The 16,387-nt window shown below is 57.4% G+C and carries 14 protein-coding genes; 2 read left to right on the top strand and 12 right to left on the bottom strand.

Annotation, left to right across the window (positions count from 1 at the left end):
• Positions 1–55 precede the first annotated feature (55 nt).
• Entirely contained in the window at positions 56–877 is an 822-nt protein-coding gene (ppsR, locus tag H663_RS23485; RefSeq protein WP_053176579.1) for a posphoenolpyruvate synthetase regulatory kinase/phosphorylase PpsR, read from the top strand.
• Positions 878–947: 70 nt separating this feature from the next.
• Here ppsR and glmM read toward each other — a convergent pair whose 3' ends face one another.
• The 4 genes from glmM to H663_RS23465 all read right to left on the bottom strand — a co-directional run bounded on the left by glmM (position 948) and on the right by H663_RS23465 (position 5,998).
• Complete coding sequence (gene glmM, locus H663_RS23480; RefSeq protein WP_053176580.1) at positions 948–2,276, bottom strand: phosphoglucosamine mutase; 1,329 nt, start codon at positions 2,274–2,276, stop codon at positions 948–950.
• An 88-nt stretch (positions 2,277–2,364) separates the two neighbouring features.
• Positions 2,365–3,249, bottom strand: a complete 885-nt coding sequence (gene folP / locus H663_RS23475) for a dihydropteroate synthase (protein ID WP_053176587.1) — start codon at positions 3,247–3,249, stop codon at positions 2,365–2,367.
• Between the two features lie 63 nt (positions 3,250–3,312).
• Positions 3,313–5,229, bottom strand: coding sequence for an ATP-dependent zinc metalloprotease FtsH (gene ftsH / locus H663_RS23470; protein WP_053176589.1), 1,917 nt, complete (start codon positions 5,227–5,229; stop codon positions 3,313–3,315).
• A 106-nt stretch (positions 5,230–5,335) separates the two neighbouring features.
• The gene (locus H663_RS23465) at positions 5,336–5,998 is read right to left on the bottom strand and encodes an RlmE family RNA methyltransferase (RefSeq protein ID WP_053176591.1); all 663 of its coding nucleotides are present in this window, start codon (positions 5,996–5,998) and stop codon (positions 5,336–5,338) included.
• A 31-nt stretch (positions 5,999–6,029) separates the two neighbouring features.
• Between H663_RS23465 and H663_RS23460 the strand changes: the two genes are divergently transcribed.
• Positions 6,030–6,503, top strand: coding sequence for a YhbY family RNA-binding protein (locus tag H663_RS23460; RefSeq protein ID WP_053176593.1), 474 nt, complete (start codon positions 6,030–6,032; stop codon positions 6,501–6,503).
• A gap of 80 nt (positions 6,504–6,583) precedes the next feature.
• Here H663_RS23460 and greA read toward each other — a convergent pair whose 3' ends face one another.
• From greA to H663_RS23420, 8 genes are all read right to left on the bottom strand, one after another.
• On the bottom strand, positions 6,584–7,060 hold the full coding sequence (gene greA / locus H663_RS23455; RefSeq protein ID WP_053176598.1) for a transcription elongation factor GreA: 477 nt from the start codon (positions 7,058–7,060) through the stop codon (positions 6,584–6,586).
• Positions 7,061–7,150: 90 nt separating this feature from the next.
• The gene (carB, locus tag H663_RS23450; protein ID WP_053176601.1) at positions 7,151–10,411 is read right to left on the bottom strand and encodes a carbamoyl-phosphate synthase large subunit; all 3,261 of its coding nucleotides are present in this window, start codon (positions 10,409–10,411) and stop codon (positions 7,151–7,153) included.
• Positions 10,411–11,574: a glutamine-hydrolyzing carbamoyl-phosphate synthase small subunit gene (gene carA / locus H663_RS23445; protein WP_205872671.1), complete on the bottom strand. Its 1,164-nt coding sequence runs from the start codon at positions 11,572–11,574 to the stop codon at positions 10,411–10,413. The genes carB and carA overlap by 1 nt, the downstream gene beginning before the upstream one ends.
• A gap of 196 nt (positions 11,575–11,770) precedes the next feature.
• On the bottom strand, positions 11,771–12,544 hold the full coding sequence (locus tag H663_RS23440) for a TrmH family RNA methyltransferase (RefSeq protein ID WP_053176604.1): 774 nt from the start codon (positions 12,542–12,544) through the stop codon (positions 11,771–11,773).
• Positions 12,535–13,158, bottom strand: a complete 624-nt coding sequence (rnhB, locus tag H663_RS23435; RefSeq protein ID WP_053176605.1) for a ribonuclease HII — start codon at positions 13,156–13,158, stop codon at positions 12,535–12,537. Before rnhB ends, H663_RS23440 begins: the two co-directional genes overlap by 10 nt.
• Positions 13,130–14,275, bottom strand: coding sequence for a lipid-A-disaccharide synthase (gene lpxB, locus H663_RS23430; RefSeq protein WP_240620343.1), 1,146 nt, complete (start codon positions 14,273–14,275; stop codon positions 13,130–13,132). Before lpxB ends, rnhB begins: the two co-directional genes overlap by 29 nt.
• Positions 14,276–14,301: 26 nt before the next feature.
• On the bottom strand, positions 14,302–15,402 hold the full coding sequence (locus H663_RS23425; RefSeq protein WP_053176606.1) for a DegT/DnrJ/EryC1/StrS family aminotransferase: 1,101 nt from the start codon (positions 15,400–15,402) through the stop codon (positions 14,302–14,304).
• A gap of 25 nt (positions 15,403–15,427) precedes the next feature.
• Positions 15,428–16,369 carry a Gfo/Idh/MocA family protein gene (locus H663_RS23420; RefSeq protein WP_053176607.1) on the bottom strand — a complete coding sequence of 314 codons (942 nt, stop codon included), beginning with the start codon at positions 16,367–16,369 and terminating at the stop codon, positions 15,428–15,430.
• Positions 16,370–16,387: the final 18 nt, after the last annotated feature.

Raw genomic sequence — 16,387 nt, 5'->3', positions numbered from 1 at the left:
AATCGATTCATTTTAGGGGTCTTGTTGACCCCCGCATTTGAAAAAAGTTACAAGCATGTCAAAACGCACTGTTTTTTTCGTCTCTGACGGCACGGGCATCACGGCAGAGACTTTTGGCAACGCCATCCTGGCCCAGTTCGACATGAAAACCCGACATGTGCGATTGCCCTTCACCGACACCATCGACAAAGCGCACCAAGCCGTGCGGAAGATCAACCACACGGGCGAAACAGAAGGCAAGAAACCCATCGTGTTCACCACCTTGGTGAACATGGATGTGCTCAAGGTTTTGCAAGAGCACTGCCAAGGCATGCTGCTGGACATGTTTGGAACGTTTGTGAATCCGCTTGAAAACGAGCTGGGCATCAAATCCCACCACCGAGTGGGTCGCTTTTCGGATGTGAGCAAAAGCAAGGAATACCACGACAGGATCGAGGCCATCAACTTCTCTCTGGCACATGACGATGGGCAATCCAACCGCGATCTGGAGTCGGCCGAGGTGATATTGGTGGGCGTGAGCCGCAGCGGAAAAACCCCCACCAGCCTTTACCTGGCCATGCAGCACGGCCTCAAAGCCGCCAACTACCCTTTGATTCCAGAAGACTTTGACCGCCGCCAATTGCCACCGGCTTTGGTGCCGCACCGTAAAAAGATTTTCGGCCTGAGCATTCACCCGGACCGTTTGGCCGAGATACGCGCCGAACGGCGCCCCAATTCGCGTTACGCCAGCATTGAAAACTGCCGCATGGAAGTCTCGGAAGCAGAGGCGATGATGCGCCGCTCGGGCATCCGCTGGCTGTCGACAACAACCAAGTCAATCGAAGAAATTGCGACCACCATCTTGCAAGAAATCAAGCCGGAGCGGCTGGTCTACTGAAGCTGGATAACACCTGCATCCAGTCCACTCGCACACCAACAATGAGCCCATCAGGGGCAAGTGGCAGACATCAAGAAAGAGTCGCTGCGATGCGTTGGGCACATTCGCGCGCTTGTACCGCATCGCGTGCCTCGACCATGACGCGCACCAAAGGCTCGGTGCCACTGGCACGGATCAAGACCCGACCCGAATCGCCCAGCTCGGCTTCTGCATTGCGTGTGGCATCCCACAAAGGCTGGTGACCTTGCCAGTCAAAACCGGGGGCCAAGCGGACATTGATGAGGGTTTGAGGGAACAGCGTGATGCCCTCCAGCAATTGCGACATGGTCTTGCCGCTGCCCACACAAGCCTGCAACACTTGCAAGGCACTGACCAGACCATCGCCAGTGGTGTGCTTGTCCAGAGCCAACAAATGGCCAGAGCCCTCGCCCCCCAGCAACCAGCCTTTGTCGTGCAAGACCTCGAGCACATAGCGGTCACCTACTTTGGCCCGCACAAACTCCACGCCACGCTGCTTGAGAGCGACTTCGACCGCCAAGTTGGTCATCAAAGTGCCCACCGCACCCGGTACGGCTTCGTCGCGGGCCAAGCGGTCAGCCACCATCAAATACAAGAGTTCATCGCCATTGAACAAACGCCCGCTCGCGTCCACAAACTGCAGGCGGTCGGCATCGCCATCCAAAGCAATGCCGTAATCGGCTCGATGGTCTTTCACAGCCTGAACCAATGCCGCAGGATGCGTGGCACCCACTTCTTTGTTGATATTTAACCCATCGGGCGAGCAGCCGATGGCGATGACCTCAGCTCCCAATTCATGAAAGACCTTCGGGGCGATTTGGTAGGCCGCACCATGCGCAGCATCCACCACGATCTTCAGGCCCTTGAGCGTCAAGTCGTTCGAAAAAGTGCTCTTGCAAAATTCAATGTACCGGCCTGCTGCATCGTCCAAGCGGCGGGTTTTACCCAGTGCAGCAGAGTCCACCCAAACAGGCGCCTCCAGCAAGGTCGCTTCCACGGTCTCTTCCCAAGTGTCTGACAACTTTTTACCTTGAGCGCTGAAAAATTTGATCCCGTTGTCGGCAAAGGGGTTGTGACTTGCACTGATGACAACCCCCAGTGAAGCGCGCTGCGCACGGGTCAGGTAAGCCACGGCAGGAGTAGGAACCGGCCCCAACAAAACGACATCCACCCCCGCAGAATTGAAGCCCGACTCCAAGGCACTTTCCAGCATGTAACCGGATATGCGGGTGTCTTTACCGATCAACACGGTGGGGTGCGCCTCTTGGGATTTCAATACACGGCCCACGGCATGCGCCAAACGCAAGATGAAATCGGGCGTGATGGGGCTTTGGCCCACCGTGCCACGAATGCCGTCGGTCCCGAAATATTGACGTGCCATCTGAATGATCCTGAATTGTGTATTGAGTGCCGGAATTCTAGCCGTCCCAACAAGCTCCAAAACTGACGACTTCAGGCCCTGCGTTTGATCAGGCGCTGGTTTGCTGATGCATGGCGAGCCAAATTTTGAGAGCATCCACCGTGTACTTGACGTCATGCACTCTGAGCACCGAAGCACCTCGCTCCACCGCCATCAATGCAGCAGCCACGCTGGCTACTTGTCTTTGCGCAGGTTCTGGCACCAGTCCGTCTTGCGCAAGTGCGGCCCCCAGGGCAGATTTGCGGGACCATCCGGCCAAGATCGGAAAACCCAAGTGCAACAAATCGGATTGTCTGGCCAGGATCTGAAAATTCTGCGCTACGGTTTTGCCAAAGCCAATGCCGGGGTCCAGCACAACTCGGGATGCCGAAACACCCAAATCCAGCAAGGCGTTCACACGGTCACGCAAAAAGGCATCCACCTCGAACAACACATCACCCGTCATCGGTTGAACTTGCATGGTCTGGGGGTCCCGGTGCATGTGCATCAAACACACGCCACACCTGGGGTGAGCCGCAACCACTTGCTGAGCGCCAGGCTGACGCAAAGCCCAAATGTCATTGACGATGTCGACACCCCAGTCCAGGCAAACCTGCATCACTTCGGGTTTGTAAGTGTCCACAGAAATGGGAACCTGCCAGCGCACCGCTTCGCGCAACAAGGGCTCAAGCCGTGCCAATTCTTGTTCCAAGGGCACAACGACAGCGCCAGGACGCGTGGATTCTGCACCGATGTCCAAGATGTCCGCCCCCTCGCGCAGCAGTTGTTCGGCGTGGCGCAGAGCCTGTGAGGTCTCAGCATGCAGCCCGCCATCGGAAAATGAATCTGGCGTGACATTGACAATGCCCATCACCAAAGGCTGCGTCAACTCCAAGTCAAAACGCGAGGTTTGCCAGTGATTGACGGATGGCGGCGACAAGGGTGTGGATGGCATCAAAGTTCTTCCCATGAAAAACGGGGCCTAAGGCCCCGCTCTTTTGAACAACGGACTTGAAAATCAAGCCGCCGTCGTGGCTGGCTCCGGTTGCACACCCGGTGTACCGCCACCGCTATTGCCACCTGAGGGAGGCGTGCGGGGCGTCCAGTCCTTGGGAGGCAATGGATCACGTCCAGCCATGATGTCATCGATCTGGTCCTTGTCGATGGTTTCCCATTCGAGCAAAGCTTTGGCCATGGCATGCATCTGGGCACTGTGCTCTTCGATCAGACTGCGGGCCAGTTTGTACTGTTCATCAATGATTCGGCGCACTTCCATGTCCACTTTTTGCATGGTGGACTCGCTCATGTTGGTGGTCTTGGTGACTGATCGGCCCAAAAACACTTCGCCTTCATTCTCGGCATAGACCATCGGACCCAGGGCATCAGTCATGCCGTAACGCATCACCATGTCACGGGCGATGGATGTGGCCCGCTCGAAGTCATTGCTGGCACCCGTGGTCATCTGGTGCATGAACACCTCCTCGGCAATACGGCCACCGAAGAGCATGCTGATCTGGTTCAGCATGAATTCCTTGTCGTAACTGTATCGGTCTTGCTCAGGCAGGCTCATCGTCACACCCAGGGCACGGCCTCGGGGGATGATGGTGACCTTGTGGACTGGATCGCACTTGGGCAGCAACTTGCCAATCAAGGCATGACCCGCTTCGTGATAAGCCGTGTTGCGACGCTCATGCTCGGGCATGACCATACTTTTGCGCTCAGGGCCCATCAGGATTTTGTCCTTGGCCTTTTCAAAGTCGACCATCTCGACCACACGGGCGTTACGACGGGCTGCCATCAAAGCCGCTTCGTTGCACAGGTTGGCCAAATCAGCACCGCTCATGCCAGGCGTGCCACGCGCGATCACACCGGCATTGACGTCCTGACCAATGGGCACTTTGCGCATGTGCACATTCAAAATCTGCTCACGACCACGGATGTCGGGCAAGGTCACGTACACCTGGCGGTCAAAACGACCCGGACGCAGTAAGGCAGCGTCCAGAATGTCAGGGCGGTTGGTGGCCGCTACCACGATCACACCCAGATTCGTTTCAAAGCCATCCATCTCGACCAGCATCTGGTTGAGGGTTTGCTCACGCTCGTCGTTACCACCGCCCAGGCCAGCGCCACGCTGACGACCGACCGCGTCGATCTCGTCAATGAAGATGATGCAAGGGGCGTTCTTTTTGGCGTTTTCGAACATGTCACGGACACGGGCAGCGCCAACACCGACAAACATTTCCACAAAGTCGGAACCAGAGATGCTGAAGAACGGCACCTTGGCTTCTCCAGCGATGCCTTTGGCCAGCAGGGTTTTACCCGTTCCAGGAGGGCCGACCAACAACAAACCACGGGGAATGCGACCACCCAGTTTCTGGAATTTCTGGGGGTCTTTCAGGAAGTCCACAACCTCCTTGACTTCCTCTTTGGCCTCGTCGCAACCTGCCACGTCAGCGAAGGTGACCTGGTTGTTGTTTTCGTCCAGCATACGGGCCTTGGACTTGCCGAAGCTGAACGCTCCACCTTTGCCGCCGCCTTGCATCTGGCGCATGAAATACACCCAAACACCAATCAGGAGGAGCATCGGGCCCCAACTGACCAGCAAGGTCATGAGCAAGGAGCCCTCCTCGCGGGGCTTGACGTCGAACTTAACACCACTGTTGATCAGGTCACCGACCAGACCTCGGTCGAGGTAAGTGGCCGTCGTTTTGATGCGGCGGTCGTCGTTGGTGATGGCCAAAATCTCGGTGCCACCAGGGCTCTCGGAAATGGTGGCACTCTTGATACGGTTACCGCGAACCTCTTCGAGAAAATCTGAATAGCCAACGGCACTCGCACCTGCGACACCACGGTTGTCAAATTGCTTGAACAAGGTGAACAGCACCATGGCAATCACCATCCAAACGGCAATTTTGGAAAACCAGGGGTTATTCAAGAGAGGCTCCAATCGAAAATAAAGACTGCTCTCATTCTAGGCCTGTGGAAGGCCCTCATGACAAAAGCATGAGGGTTTGGCCCTTGAAAAGGCAGGATTTTCACCATCAAACCCCATGAATCAGGCCCCTGCCGACCAAAAACGTCTCAGAGGACTTGTCGCGTGATGACTTGGGCTTGATGGGTTTGACCACTTTGAATGTCTCTTTGAACATCTTGACGATCTGGCTGTAGCCACTGCCATGAAAGACCTTGACCACCAAGGCCCCTTGAGGCTTCATGTGGTTCTGAGCAAATTCGACTGCCAACTCGATCAAATGCTGAACGCGGGCAGCGTCTGACGATTCAATGCCCGACAGGTTGGGGGCCATATCAGACACCACCACATCGGCGTGTCGCCCCTGCAGTGCCGCTTCCAACTGGGCGGCCACCTCGTTTTCACGGAAATCACCCTGAATGAAATGCACCCCTTCCACAGGGGCCATCGGCAAAATGTCCAGGGCGATGATGCTGCCGTTGAGTTCACCCACCGCCGCGCCATCAGGCGACAAACGGCGGCGCAGGTATTGGCTCCAGGCACCCGGCGCAGATCCGAGGTCAACAACCAAATCACCTGGGCGAATCAGGCCCAGGGTTTCGTCGATTTCCTTCAATTTGTAAGCAGCGCGCGCACGGTAACCCTCTTTCAGGGCCAGTTTCACATAGGTGTCATTCACATGGTCATTCAACCAGGCTTTATTGACCTTTTTACTTTTAGTTTTGACTTTCATTCTTTTGCGTCCTTGCGGGGATAATACGGGGATGCCCCAAATACAACTTACACCTGCCGAGCGCAAAGTTTTTCGCGCCGATGCCCACCACCTTGATCCGGTCGTCATGATCGGCGGCGATGGCCTGACCCCTGCCGTCGTCAAGGAAACCGAAGCGGCCCTGAACGCCCACGGCCTGATCAAGATCCGCGTGTTGGGCGATGACCGCGCTGCACGCGAAGCCATGTTCGCTCAACTGGCTGACCAACTTAACGCAGCGCCCATCCAGCACATCGGCAAACTGCTGATCCTTTGGCGACCACAGCCCGAAAAAGTCAAAGAGCACGACGAGGACCGCAAAGCCGGACCACGCGACTTCAAGATACTCAAGTACAGCTCACGTGGCGGACAGCGCCCCGAGGTCAAAACCGTTCGTGTGCTGGGCAACCAACGCCTGGCCGCTGGCGGCCAGATCAAGCGTGCCAAACCCAAACAAAAATCGGTCAAAAAAGGCCGCCACGACTGAAAGCTCCGGCTTCAATGACAGCGCCCGCATCGGGCTGGCACCACCTACAAAGGCCGCTAGACAGCGGCCTTTGTTTTGCCTTAAACGTAAGACACGCCCACGATCTCGTAACGGCGCACGCCGCCCGGGGCCTGCACTTCGGCCACATCGCCCTCTTCCTTGCCGATCAAGGCCCGGGCAATAGGGCTGCTGATGTTGATCAAACCCAGCTTCAAATCGGCTTCGTCCTCGCCCACGATCTGGTAGGTCACGGCCTCTCCAGAGCTCTCGTCTTCGAGTTCGACGGTGGTGCCAAACACCACGCGACCACCCGCATCCACCGACGCTGGGTCAATGATCTGCGCGGCCGACAGCTTGCCTTCGATTTCCTGAATCCGGCCTTCAATGAAGCCTTGACGGTCTTTGGCCGCATCGTACTCTGCGTTTTCGCTCAGGTCACCCTGCGCGCGCGCTTCTGCAATGGCTTGAATCACACCGGGACGGTCGACCGTTTTGAGGCGATGCAACTCGTCCTTGAGTTTTTCAGCGCCGCGTTTTGTGATCGGGATGGTTGACATGTTCTTTTCTCCAAAAGCAAACCGCCGAGGGTTGAAACTCGGCGGTCGTGAATTGCATTATGCCTTGCACCTGAATGCAAGGCGGGGGCTTCAGGCGGCGAGTTGGGCGTGCATTTCCTGGATTGAAATGACGTCCAGCTGGTCCATGTACTTCATGCCCTCAACAGCCGCTTCCGCGCCGGCAATGGTTGTGAATGTGGTGACGCGGTTGAGCAAGGCCGAGGTGCGGATGTGACGCGAGTCGGCGATCGCGTTGCGGCGTTCTTCGACGGTGTTGATCACCAGCACGATCTCGTTGTTCTTGATCATGTCCACGATGTGAGGGCGGCCTTCGGTCACCTTGTTCACCGTGGCACAGGCCACACCTTCGGCCTGAATGGCAGAAGCGGTCCCCTTGGTTGCGATCAACTCGAAGCCTTGTGCGACCAACTGACGAGCCACCTCAATGGCCCGCGCCTTATCATTGTTCTTGACTGAAATGAACACCTTACCCGATGGCGTGCCATCAGCCTTGGTCGGGCGTGGCAACTTGGTGCCGGCACCCAATTGGCTCTTCACAAAGGCTTCGCCAAAGGTCTTGCCCACGCCCATGACTTCGCCCGTAGACTTCATCTCGGGTCCGAGAATTGTGTCCACTCCGGGGAACTTCACGAAAGGGAACACCGCTTCTTTCACGCTGAAATATGGGGGTGTGACTTCTTTGGTGATGCCTTGCGAGGCCAAAGTCTGACCCGCCATGCAACGAGCCGCCACCTTGGCCAACTGGATGCCTGTGGCTTTGGAGACATAGGGCACGGTACGTGAAGCGCGGGGATTGACTTCCAGCACGTAGATCACGTCTTGGCCATCCACATGCTGGATGGCGAACTGCACGTTCATCAAACCGACCACGTTCAAGGCACCAGCCATCGCAGCCGATTGGCGCTTGAGCTCGTCCACCGTGGCAGACGACAAAGAGTAAGGGGGCAAGGAGCATGCCGAGTCGCCGCTGTGCACACCGGCTTGTTCGATGTGCTCCATCACGCCACCGATGAAGGTCTTGCCTTCGGGGTCGCGCAGGCAGTCCACATCGCACTCGATGGCGTCGTTCAGGAAACGGTCCAGCAGCACGGGCGAATCGTGCGACACCTTGACCGCTTCGCGCATGTAGCGCTCGAGGTCACGTTGCTCGTGCACGATTTCCATGGCACGGCCACCGAGCACGTAGCTGGGGCGCACCACCAAGGGGTAACCCAGCGCAGCGGCTTTTTCCAAAGCTTCGGGCTCGGTGCGAGCTGTGGCATTGGGCGGCTGGCGCAGACCGAGGTCTTGCAGCAATTTCTGGAAACGCTCGCGGTCTTCGGCCGCGTCGATCATGTCGGGGCTGGTGCCGATGATGGGCACGCCAGCGGCTTCCAGATCCAAAGCAAGCTTCAACGGCGTTTGGCCACCGTATTGCACGATGACGCCCGTGGGCTTTTCCTTGTCCACAATTTCCAGCACATCTTCCAAGGTGACGGGCTCAAAGTACAAACGGTCCGAGGTGTCGTAGTCGGTCGACACGGTCTCGGGGTTGCAGTTGACCATGATGGTTTCGTAACCGTCTTCGCGCATGGCCAAAGCGGCATGCACGCAGCAGTAGTCAAACTCGATACCTTGGCCAATGCGGTTGGGGCCGCCACCCAACACCATGATTTTCTTGTTGGTCGTCGGTTCGGCTTCGCACTCGCCGTCACCATGGCCTTCGTAGCAAGAGTACATGTAGGCGGTGTCGGTCGAGAACTCGGCCGCGCAGGTGTCCACGCGTTTGTAGACGGGGCGAATGTTCAGGGCATGACGGCGCGCACGCACCACATGCTCGGTGGTTTTGAGCAACTTGGCCAAGCGGCGGTCGGAGAAGCCCTTCTTCTTGAGCGCACGCAACTCATCGGCGGTGATCGCTTCCAAAGTCGTGGTCTCCAGCTCAAGCTCAATCTTCACGATTTCTTCGATCTGCACCAGGAACCAAGGATCGATCTTGGTCAAGGCGAACACCTCGTCCACGCTCAGGCCCATGGCGAAGGCATCGCCCACATACCAAATGCGCTCAGGCCCGGGCTCACCCAGTTCTTTTTCGAGCACTTCACGGTCTTGCGTTTTCTCATTCAAGCCGTCTACGCCCACTTCCAGACCACGCAGGGCTTTCTGAAAGGACTCCTGGAAGGTGCGGCCCATGGCCATCACCTCGCCCACCGATTTCATCTGGGTGGTCAAGCGGCTGTCGGCGGTTGGGAATTTCTCAAAGGCGAAACGCGGGATCTTGGTGACCACGTAGTCGATCGAAGGCTCGAACGAAGCGGGTGTGGCACCCCCCGTTATTTCGTTGCGCAGTTCGTCAAGCGTGTAGCCAACAGCCAGCTTGGCGGCTACTTTTGCAATCGGGAAACCCGTGGCTTTGGACGCCAATGCGGATGAACGCGACACGCGGGGATTCATCTCAATGACGACCATGCGACCGTCTTTGGGGTTGATCGAAAACTGGACGTTGGAGCCGCCGGTGTCCACACCGATCTCACGCAACACAGCCAAAGAGGCGTTACGCAGAATCTGGTATTCCTTGTCAGTCAGTGTCTGTGCAGGGGCCACAGTGATCGAGTCACCCGTGTGCACACCCATGGGGTCCAAGTTTTCAATCGAACAGATGATGATGCAGTTGTCCGCCTTGTCGCGCACGACTTCCATCTCGTACTCTTTCCAGCCGAGCAGCGATTCCTCGATCAACAATTCGTTGGTGGGCGAAGCCTCCAGGCCGCGCTTGCAGATAGTCTCGAACTCTTCCGGGTTGTAGGCGATGCCGCCGCCCGTGCCACCCAAGGTGAAGCTGGGGCGAATGACGGTGGGGAAACCCAGGGTCTTTTGCACGTCCCAGGCTTCTTCCATGCTGTGGGCGATGCCAGAGCGGGCCGAACCCAGACCGATCTTGGTCATGGCGTCCTTGAACTTCAAGCGGTCTTCGGCTTTGTCAATGGCTTCGGGCGTGGCGCCGATCAACTCGACTTTGTATTTCTCGAGTACGCCGTGGTGCCACAGGTCCAAAGCGCAGTTGAGCGCGGTCTGGCCACCCATTGTCGGCAAGATCGCGTCAGGACGCTCTTTGGCAATGATCTTTTCGACCGTTTGCCAGGTGATCGGCTCGATGTAGGTGACGTCTGCGGTTGCAGGGTCGGTCATGATCGTCGCGGGGTTGCTGTTGATCAAAATGACTTTGTAGCCCTCTTCGCGCAAGGCTTTGCAAGCCTGCACGCCGGAGTAGTCGAACTCACAGGCCTGACCAATGATGATCGGGCCTGCGCCAATGATGAGAATGCTTTTGAGGTCGGTGCGCTTTGGCATTATTTTTTCTCCATCAGATTGATGAAGCGGTCAAAGAGGTAAGCAATGTCGTGCGGGCCGGGCGATGCCTCAGGATGCCCTTGGAAGCAAAAAGCTGGCTTGTCGGTGCGGGTCAGGCCCTGCAAAGTGCCGTCGAACAAGGACAAGTGTGTGGCACGCAAGTTGGCAGGCAAGGACTTTTCATCCACCGCAAAACCGTGGTTTTGGCTGGTGATGGACACGCGCCCCGAGTCAAGGTCTTTCACGGGGTGATTGGCACCGTGGTGGCCAAACTTCATCTTGAAAGTCTTGGCACCGCTGGCCAAAGCCATGATCTGGTGCCCCAGGCAAATGCCGAATGTGGGGATGCCGGTTTCGATCAGCTCGGCCGCTGCTGCAATGGCGTAGTCGCAAGGCTGCGGATCACCAGGACCGTTCGACAAGAAAACGCCGTCGGGCTTGTGTTTGAGCACGTCAGCTGCAGGGGTCTTGGCTGGCACCACCGTCACTTTGCAACCGCGCTGGGCCAACATGCGCAAGATGTTTTTCTTGACGCCGTAGTCATAAGCCACCACGTGGAACTTGGGTTCAGCCAAATTGCCGTAGCCTTCCCCCAGCTTCCATTCGGTTTGCGTCCACTCGTACGGTTGGGCCACGGTCACTTTTTGTGCCAAATCGAGACCTGCCATATGGGGCGCGGCCTTGGCGGCTGCTAAGGCTTGGTTGATCAATGCCTGCGTGACTTCTTGACCTTTGGCCAAGCCCACAATCGCCCCATTTTGCGCGCCTTTGGTACGCAAGATACGGGTGAGTTGACGGGTGTCGATGTTGGCAATGGCCACCGTACCTGCATCAATCAAATAAGCCGACAAGGTTTGGCCAGAACGGAAGTTGCTTGCGATCAAAGGCAAGTCTTTGATGATCAAGCCAGCAGCATGGACTTGATCGGCTTCGATGTCTTCCACATTGACGCCGTAGTTACCAATGTGCGGATAAGTCAAGGTGACGATCTGCTGGCAATAGCTGGGGTCAGTGAGGATTTCCTGGTAGCCGGTGAGAGAGGTGTTGAACACCACTTCGCCGACAGTGGAGCCGGTGGCTCCAATCGAGTTGCCGATAAAGACCGTGCCGTCTGCGAGCGCCAGGATGGCGGGCGGGAAGGTTCCCTGAAGAGACAAAAGCACTGGGTTCTCCGGAATAGTTCGGGTACGCCTCAGCACTCACCAGAGATGTGATCTCTTTTTGGCTGCTTGTTCGAGGAATGGGCCTGGGATGGACTGTGGCGTACAGGTTGATGCGGGAAAGCCTCTCATTATAACTGAGGACTAGTTGAAAACCCTGACAAATCAGACCCTGAAGAGCCTTCCAACCACCCCGGCCTTAGAGACCAGCGCTCGCGCTGGCATGCAAACAAATAGCCGCCGCAGTGGCCACATTCAAAGACTCCTCTCCGCCGGGCTGGGCAATTCGCACGGACAGGCGAGCCATGGCCATCAAGTATTCACTCACGCCCTGCCCTTCGTGACCGAACACCCAAGCGCATTGTGTGGGCAGTTCGCCCCGACGAAGCAACTCGTGCAAAAAAGGGCCTTGGTGCGAGCTGGTGGTCAATAGGGGCACATGTAAAGCAGCGACTTCAGCGGGACTGACAGACTCTATCAATTGCAAGCCGAAATGCGCCCCCATGCCCGCCCTGAGAACCTTAGGAGACCACAGGGCTGCTGTACCCTTGACAGCCAAGACCTGACGGTAACCGAAAGCCGAAGCGCATCGCAAGATGGCACCCACATTACCCGCATCTTGCAATCGGTCCAGTACCACAGTAGCGACAGCGGGCAAGACCTGGTTTTCAGCCGCCCAAGCCACCACGAAGCCCATTCGAGCAGGCGACTCCAAGCCACTCAGACTGGCAAACAAAGTGTCCGGCAAGACAAACACCTGATCTGTCAATCCCACCCACGCGTTACCCTGCTCTAACTGAAACGACTCGGTCAGTACCACCTGCAATGGGCGTACACCGCGCTCAAGCGCCGCGCGGCACAGGTGATCGCCCTCCAGCCAAAATTGCCCTGATTTGCGGTAGGCAGTGCTGTCTTGGGCCAATCGTCGCCAGGCCTTCACATGAGGGTTCTCGCGGGACGTGATCAGATGCATCGCACACTCCTGGCCACTGGGGCGAATGTCAGTCTGTGGCAGTCTGCCGGGCCGTGCGCTTGCAAAGCGGCCATGTGAAGGGCCGTACCATAGCCTTTGTGCTGGTCAAAACCATACGCGGGGTAGCGCTCGTGCATCTCTACACACAAACGGTCGCGGTGAACCTTGGCCAAGATGGATGCAGCAGAGATGGCTGGCACCAAGGCATCGCCCTGCACAACAGCTTCAGCCCTCATGGCCAGCTTGGGTAAGCGATTTCCATCCACCAGAACCAGTTTGGGCGGCAGCCGCAAAGCCTCCACGGCACGCTTCATCGCAAGCATCGTGGCCTGCAAGATGTTGATTCGGTCGATTTCCTGCACGCTCGCTTCAGCAATGGCAAAACACAAAGCACGCGCCCGAATTTCGTCAAACAAGGCCTCACGGCGCCTGGCTGTGAGTTTTTTGGAATCGTTCAAACCTTGAATGGGGTCCAGGTCGTCCAGGATCACGGCAGCCGCGACCACCGGGCCAGCCAAGGGGCCGCGGCCGGCCTCGTCCACGCCAGCCATCAGGCCAGAGGTGTCCCAGTTCAAGGTTTTTTGTTCAAGCAGCAATGATTTTTTGGATCGCATGGGTCGCCACCGTCGGCATGTCCTGACGCAATTGATGGTGCAGATCGGCGAACCGCTGCTGTATGTGGGTCACTGCGTCAGGATCGTCCAGCCACCGCATGACCGCTTGGGCCAGCGCCGTGGGTTGAACTTGCTCTTGCAAAAATTCAGGCACCAAACTTTCGTTGCACAGAATATTGGGTAAACCAACCCAAGGCAGCAAACGCTGACGGTTGGCTATCTGCCAGGACAGCCATTGCATTTTGTACGCGATGACCATGGGACGCTTGTGCAAAGCAGTTTCCAAGGTGGCCGTACCGCTGGCCACCAGCGCCACATCACAAGCCGCTTGCACCTCGTGCGAACGGCCCATCACCACCTGCACATGAGTTTGCATGCCGACTTGGGCAATAGCGGCATCGATCATGGGCTTCAAGAGCCCGTGCGTCGGCAAGACAAATTTCAATTCTGGCCTTTGCTGGAGCATGAGCTGAGCCGCTTGCAAAAATGACAAAGCCAAACCTTTGACCTCGGAGGGTCTGCTGCCGGGCAACAAGGCCACAACGGTGGCATCGACTGGCAAGCCCAATGCCAGCCGAGCTTGCTGACGGTCAGGTGTGAGCGCAATGACATCGGCTACAGGGTGTCCCACAAAGGTGCCACTGATCCCATGCTGGGCCAACAAATCCGGCTCAAAAGGGTAAATACACAGCACATGGTCCACGCTGTCGCGGATTTTTTTCACACGCTCTGGACGCCAGGCCCATATGGAAGGACACACCAACTGGACCGTGGGAACACCCTTTTGCCGCAGCAAGCGCTCAACGGGCAAGTTGAAATCGGAGGCATCCACACCCACATACAAGTCCGGGGGCGAGGCCAGCAAATCCTGAATCAAGGCCTGCCGGATGCCATTGATGTGGCGGTATCGCCAAAGCGCCTCCACCAAACCTCGCACCGACAGCTCGTCACATGACCAGCGCGACACAAAACCGGTCGCATCCATCTGCGGTCCGCCAATGCCCGAAGCTTGCAAGAGTGGCCAGGTTTTTTGCATGCCTTGCAACAACAAGGCCGCAAGCATGTCGCCCGAACGCTCGGCCGCCACCATGCTCACACGCAAGTCTGGCGTGGCCATGGTCGATATTGGCCGTGCTTGCGCCATCACGCCTTCAAAGCCTGGCGAATCACGCCGCACACCTCGTCAATGGCTTCGTTGCTCAGCTCCGGGTAGATCGGCAAAGACAGGCAACGCTCGGCCACCGATTCGGTCACCGGAAAGCTGGCACCAGACGCGATGGAGGCAAACACTTTTTGCTGGTGCAATGGCACGGGGTAATAAACAGCGCTGGCGATTTGTTGCGCAGTCAAGGCCTGCTGGATGGCTGCACGGTCATCGGTCAGCAAGGTGTATTGGTGGTAGACGTGCAGGCCCACACCGTCTTCATAAGGCGTTTGTACATTCAACCCAGCCAAACCCGCGTTGTAGCGGTGGGCCACGCGGCGGCGCTCCTGGTTGTAACGATCGATCAAGGGCATCTTGGCACGCAAAACCACCGCCTGTAACTCGTCGAGGCGGCTGTTGTAGCCAATGATGTCGTGGTAATAACGCACTTTGCTGCCGTGGTTGCGCAGCATGCGCAGCTTTTCGGCCATGGCATCGGACTGCGTGGTCACCATGCCGCCGTCACCGTAGCATCCCAGGTTTTTACTGGGAAAGAAGCTGAAAGCTGCCACATCGCCCATGGCGCCGGTTTTGCGGCCACCGATATCAGCACCGAAGGACTGCGCGCAATCTTCCACCAACTGCAAGCGGTGCTCTTGGGCCAAAGCCATGAGCGGCGCGAGGTCAGCAGGCTGTCCAAACAAATGCACAGGCAGCAAAGCCTTGGTTTTGGATGTGATCGCACGGCGGGTCTGCTCAACGTCGATGTTGAAGGTGCGTGGATCGATGTCCACAAACACCGCTTTGGCCCCCACATAGGCAATCGCCTCGGCGGTGGCAATGAAGGTAAAGGGCGTGGTGATGACCTCGTCCCCCGGGCCAATGTCGGCCGCCAGCAAGGCCAGGTGCAAGGCATCCGTGCCGTTGGCGCAAGTGATGGCGTGGGCCACGCCCAGGTAGTCCGCAGCCTCTTTCTCAAAAGCCTGGACATTGGGGCCCAAAATGAATTGGGCAGCATTCAGGGCACTCAAAAAAGCGGGCTCCAGCTGGGGCTGAAGATCGCGGTATTGCGCGACCAGATCGACCATAGGGATGCGCATGGCGGTCCTTTCAAAAAATCAAAAATCAGGAAATCAGACGGGTGGCTTCGGTGATGCGTTGAACGGCTTCCAACGCGCGACGGCCCGCCTCGCCGCTCACCTTGGGGGGGCGCTGCCCACGAATACTGTCAACAAAATCCACAATCTCCGCAAACAGCGAGTCAGCTTCACCGAACGATTGCTCATGCCGCTCAATGGCTTGCTCGGGATCGGCTTTCGGGTCGGTGGCACCACGGTAAGTCGTCAGGGTGCGGGCCTGAAAGTCCAGCGAATGGCAGGCCTGATGTTGGAACACGCGCATCTTGCGTTCGCTCTTGGCGCTGACGCGGCTGGCCGTCACGTTGGCTACGCAACCGTTGGCAAAGCGAATCCGGGCATTGGCAATGTCAATGTCAGAGGTCAATACACGCGCGCCGGAACATTCCACGCTCTCCAACTCACTGTCGACCAGCGACAAAATCAAATCCACATCGTGGATCATCAGATCGAGCAAAACACTCACATCGGTTGCACGCGGCTTGAAAGGGGCCAGGCGTGAGCTGTCGATGAATCGGGGGTTGGACAACAAGGGCTCCAGCGCCAAAGCGGCCGGGTTGAAGCGCTCCAGATGGCCCACCGCCAACACGCACCGGTTCTCCTTGGCCAAGCGAATCAGTTCATCGGCCTGCTCCAAGGTGGTGGTCATGGGCTTTTCGACCAAGACATGCACCCCGGCTCTCAGAAAATCTGCGCACACGTCGTAATGACCCTGTGTGGGCACCACGATGGAGACCGCGTCGACCTGACCAATCAATGCACGGTAATCCGTCAGTGCCTCGCAGCCCAAAGGCCCGGCGACAGCATCGGCCTGCTCTTGCCGACTGTCCACGACCGCGACGAGCTGACACTCGGGAATTTTGGCGTACTTTTGAGCATGAAATTTGCCCAGATAACCAACGCCAATGACGGCGCAACGCAACAGGGCCACGGGGCCCTCCTTTCATGC

This window comes from Limnohabitans planktonicus II-D5 (genome assembly GCF_001270065.2).
Taxonomy (GTDB): Bacteria; Pseudomonadota; Gammaproteobacteria; order Burkholderiales; family Burkholderiaceae_C; genus Limnohabitans_A; species Limnohabitans_A planktonicus.
This window is presented reverse-complemented; position numbering and strand designations above follow the sequence as displayed.

Bases quoted from the DNA above. Each gene is read 5' to 3' on its own strand.
- folP (WP_053176587.1), bottom strand. From the start codon at position 3,249: ATGCCATCCACACCCTTGTCGCCGCCATCCGTCAATCACTGGCAAACC.
- H663_RS23425 (WP_053176606.1), bottom strand. From the start codon at position 15,402: ATGCGCATCCCTATGGTCGATCTGGTCGCGCAATACCGCGATCTTCAG.
- ppsR (WP_053176579.1), top strand. From the start codon at position 56: ATGTCAAAACGCACTGTTTTTTTCGTCTCTGACGGCACGGGCATCACG.
- glmM (WP_053176580.1), bottom strand. From the start codon at position 2,276: ATGGCACGTCAATATTTCGGGACCGACGGCATTCGTGGCACGGTGGGC.
- H663_RS23440 (WP_053176604.1), bottom strand. From the start codon at position 12,544: ATGCATCTGATCACGTCCCGCGAGAACCCTCATGTGAAGGCCTGGCGA.
- lpxB (WP_240620343.1), bottom strand. From the start codon at position 14,275: ATGGCCACGCCAGACTTGCGTGTGAGCATGGTGGCGGCCGAGCGTTCG.
- greA (WP_053176598.1), bottom strand. From the start codon at position 7,060: ATGTCAACCATCCCGATCACAAAACGCGGCGCTGAAAAACTCAAGGAC.
- H663_RS23465 (WP_053176591.1), bottom strand. From the start codon at position 5,998: ATGAAAGTCAAAACTAAAAGTAAAAAGGTCAATAAAGCCTGGTTGAAT.
- rnhB (WP_053176605.1), bottom strand. From the start codon at position 13,158: ATGCGATCCAAAAAATCATTGCTGCTTGAACAAAAAACCTTGAACTGG.
- H663_RS23460 (WP_053176593.1), top strand. From the start codon at position 6,030: ATGCCCCAAATACAACTTACACCTGCCGAGCGCAAAGTTTTTCGCGCC.
- carB (WP_053176601.1), bottom strand. From the start codon at position 10,411: ATGCCAAAGCGCACCGACCTCAAAAGCATTCTCATCATTGGCGCAGGC.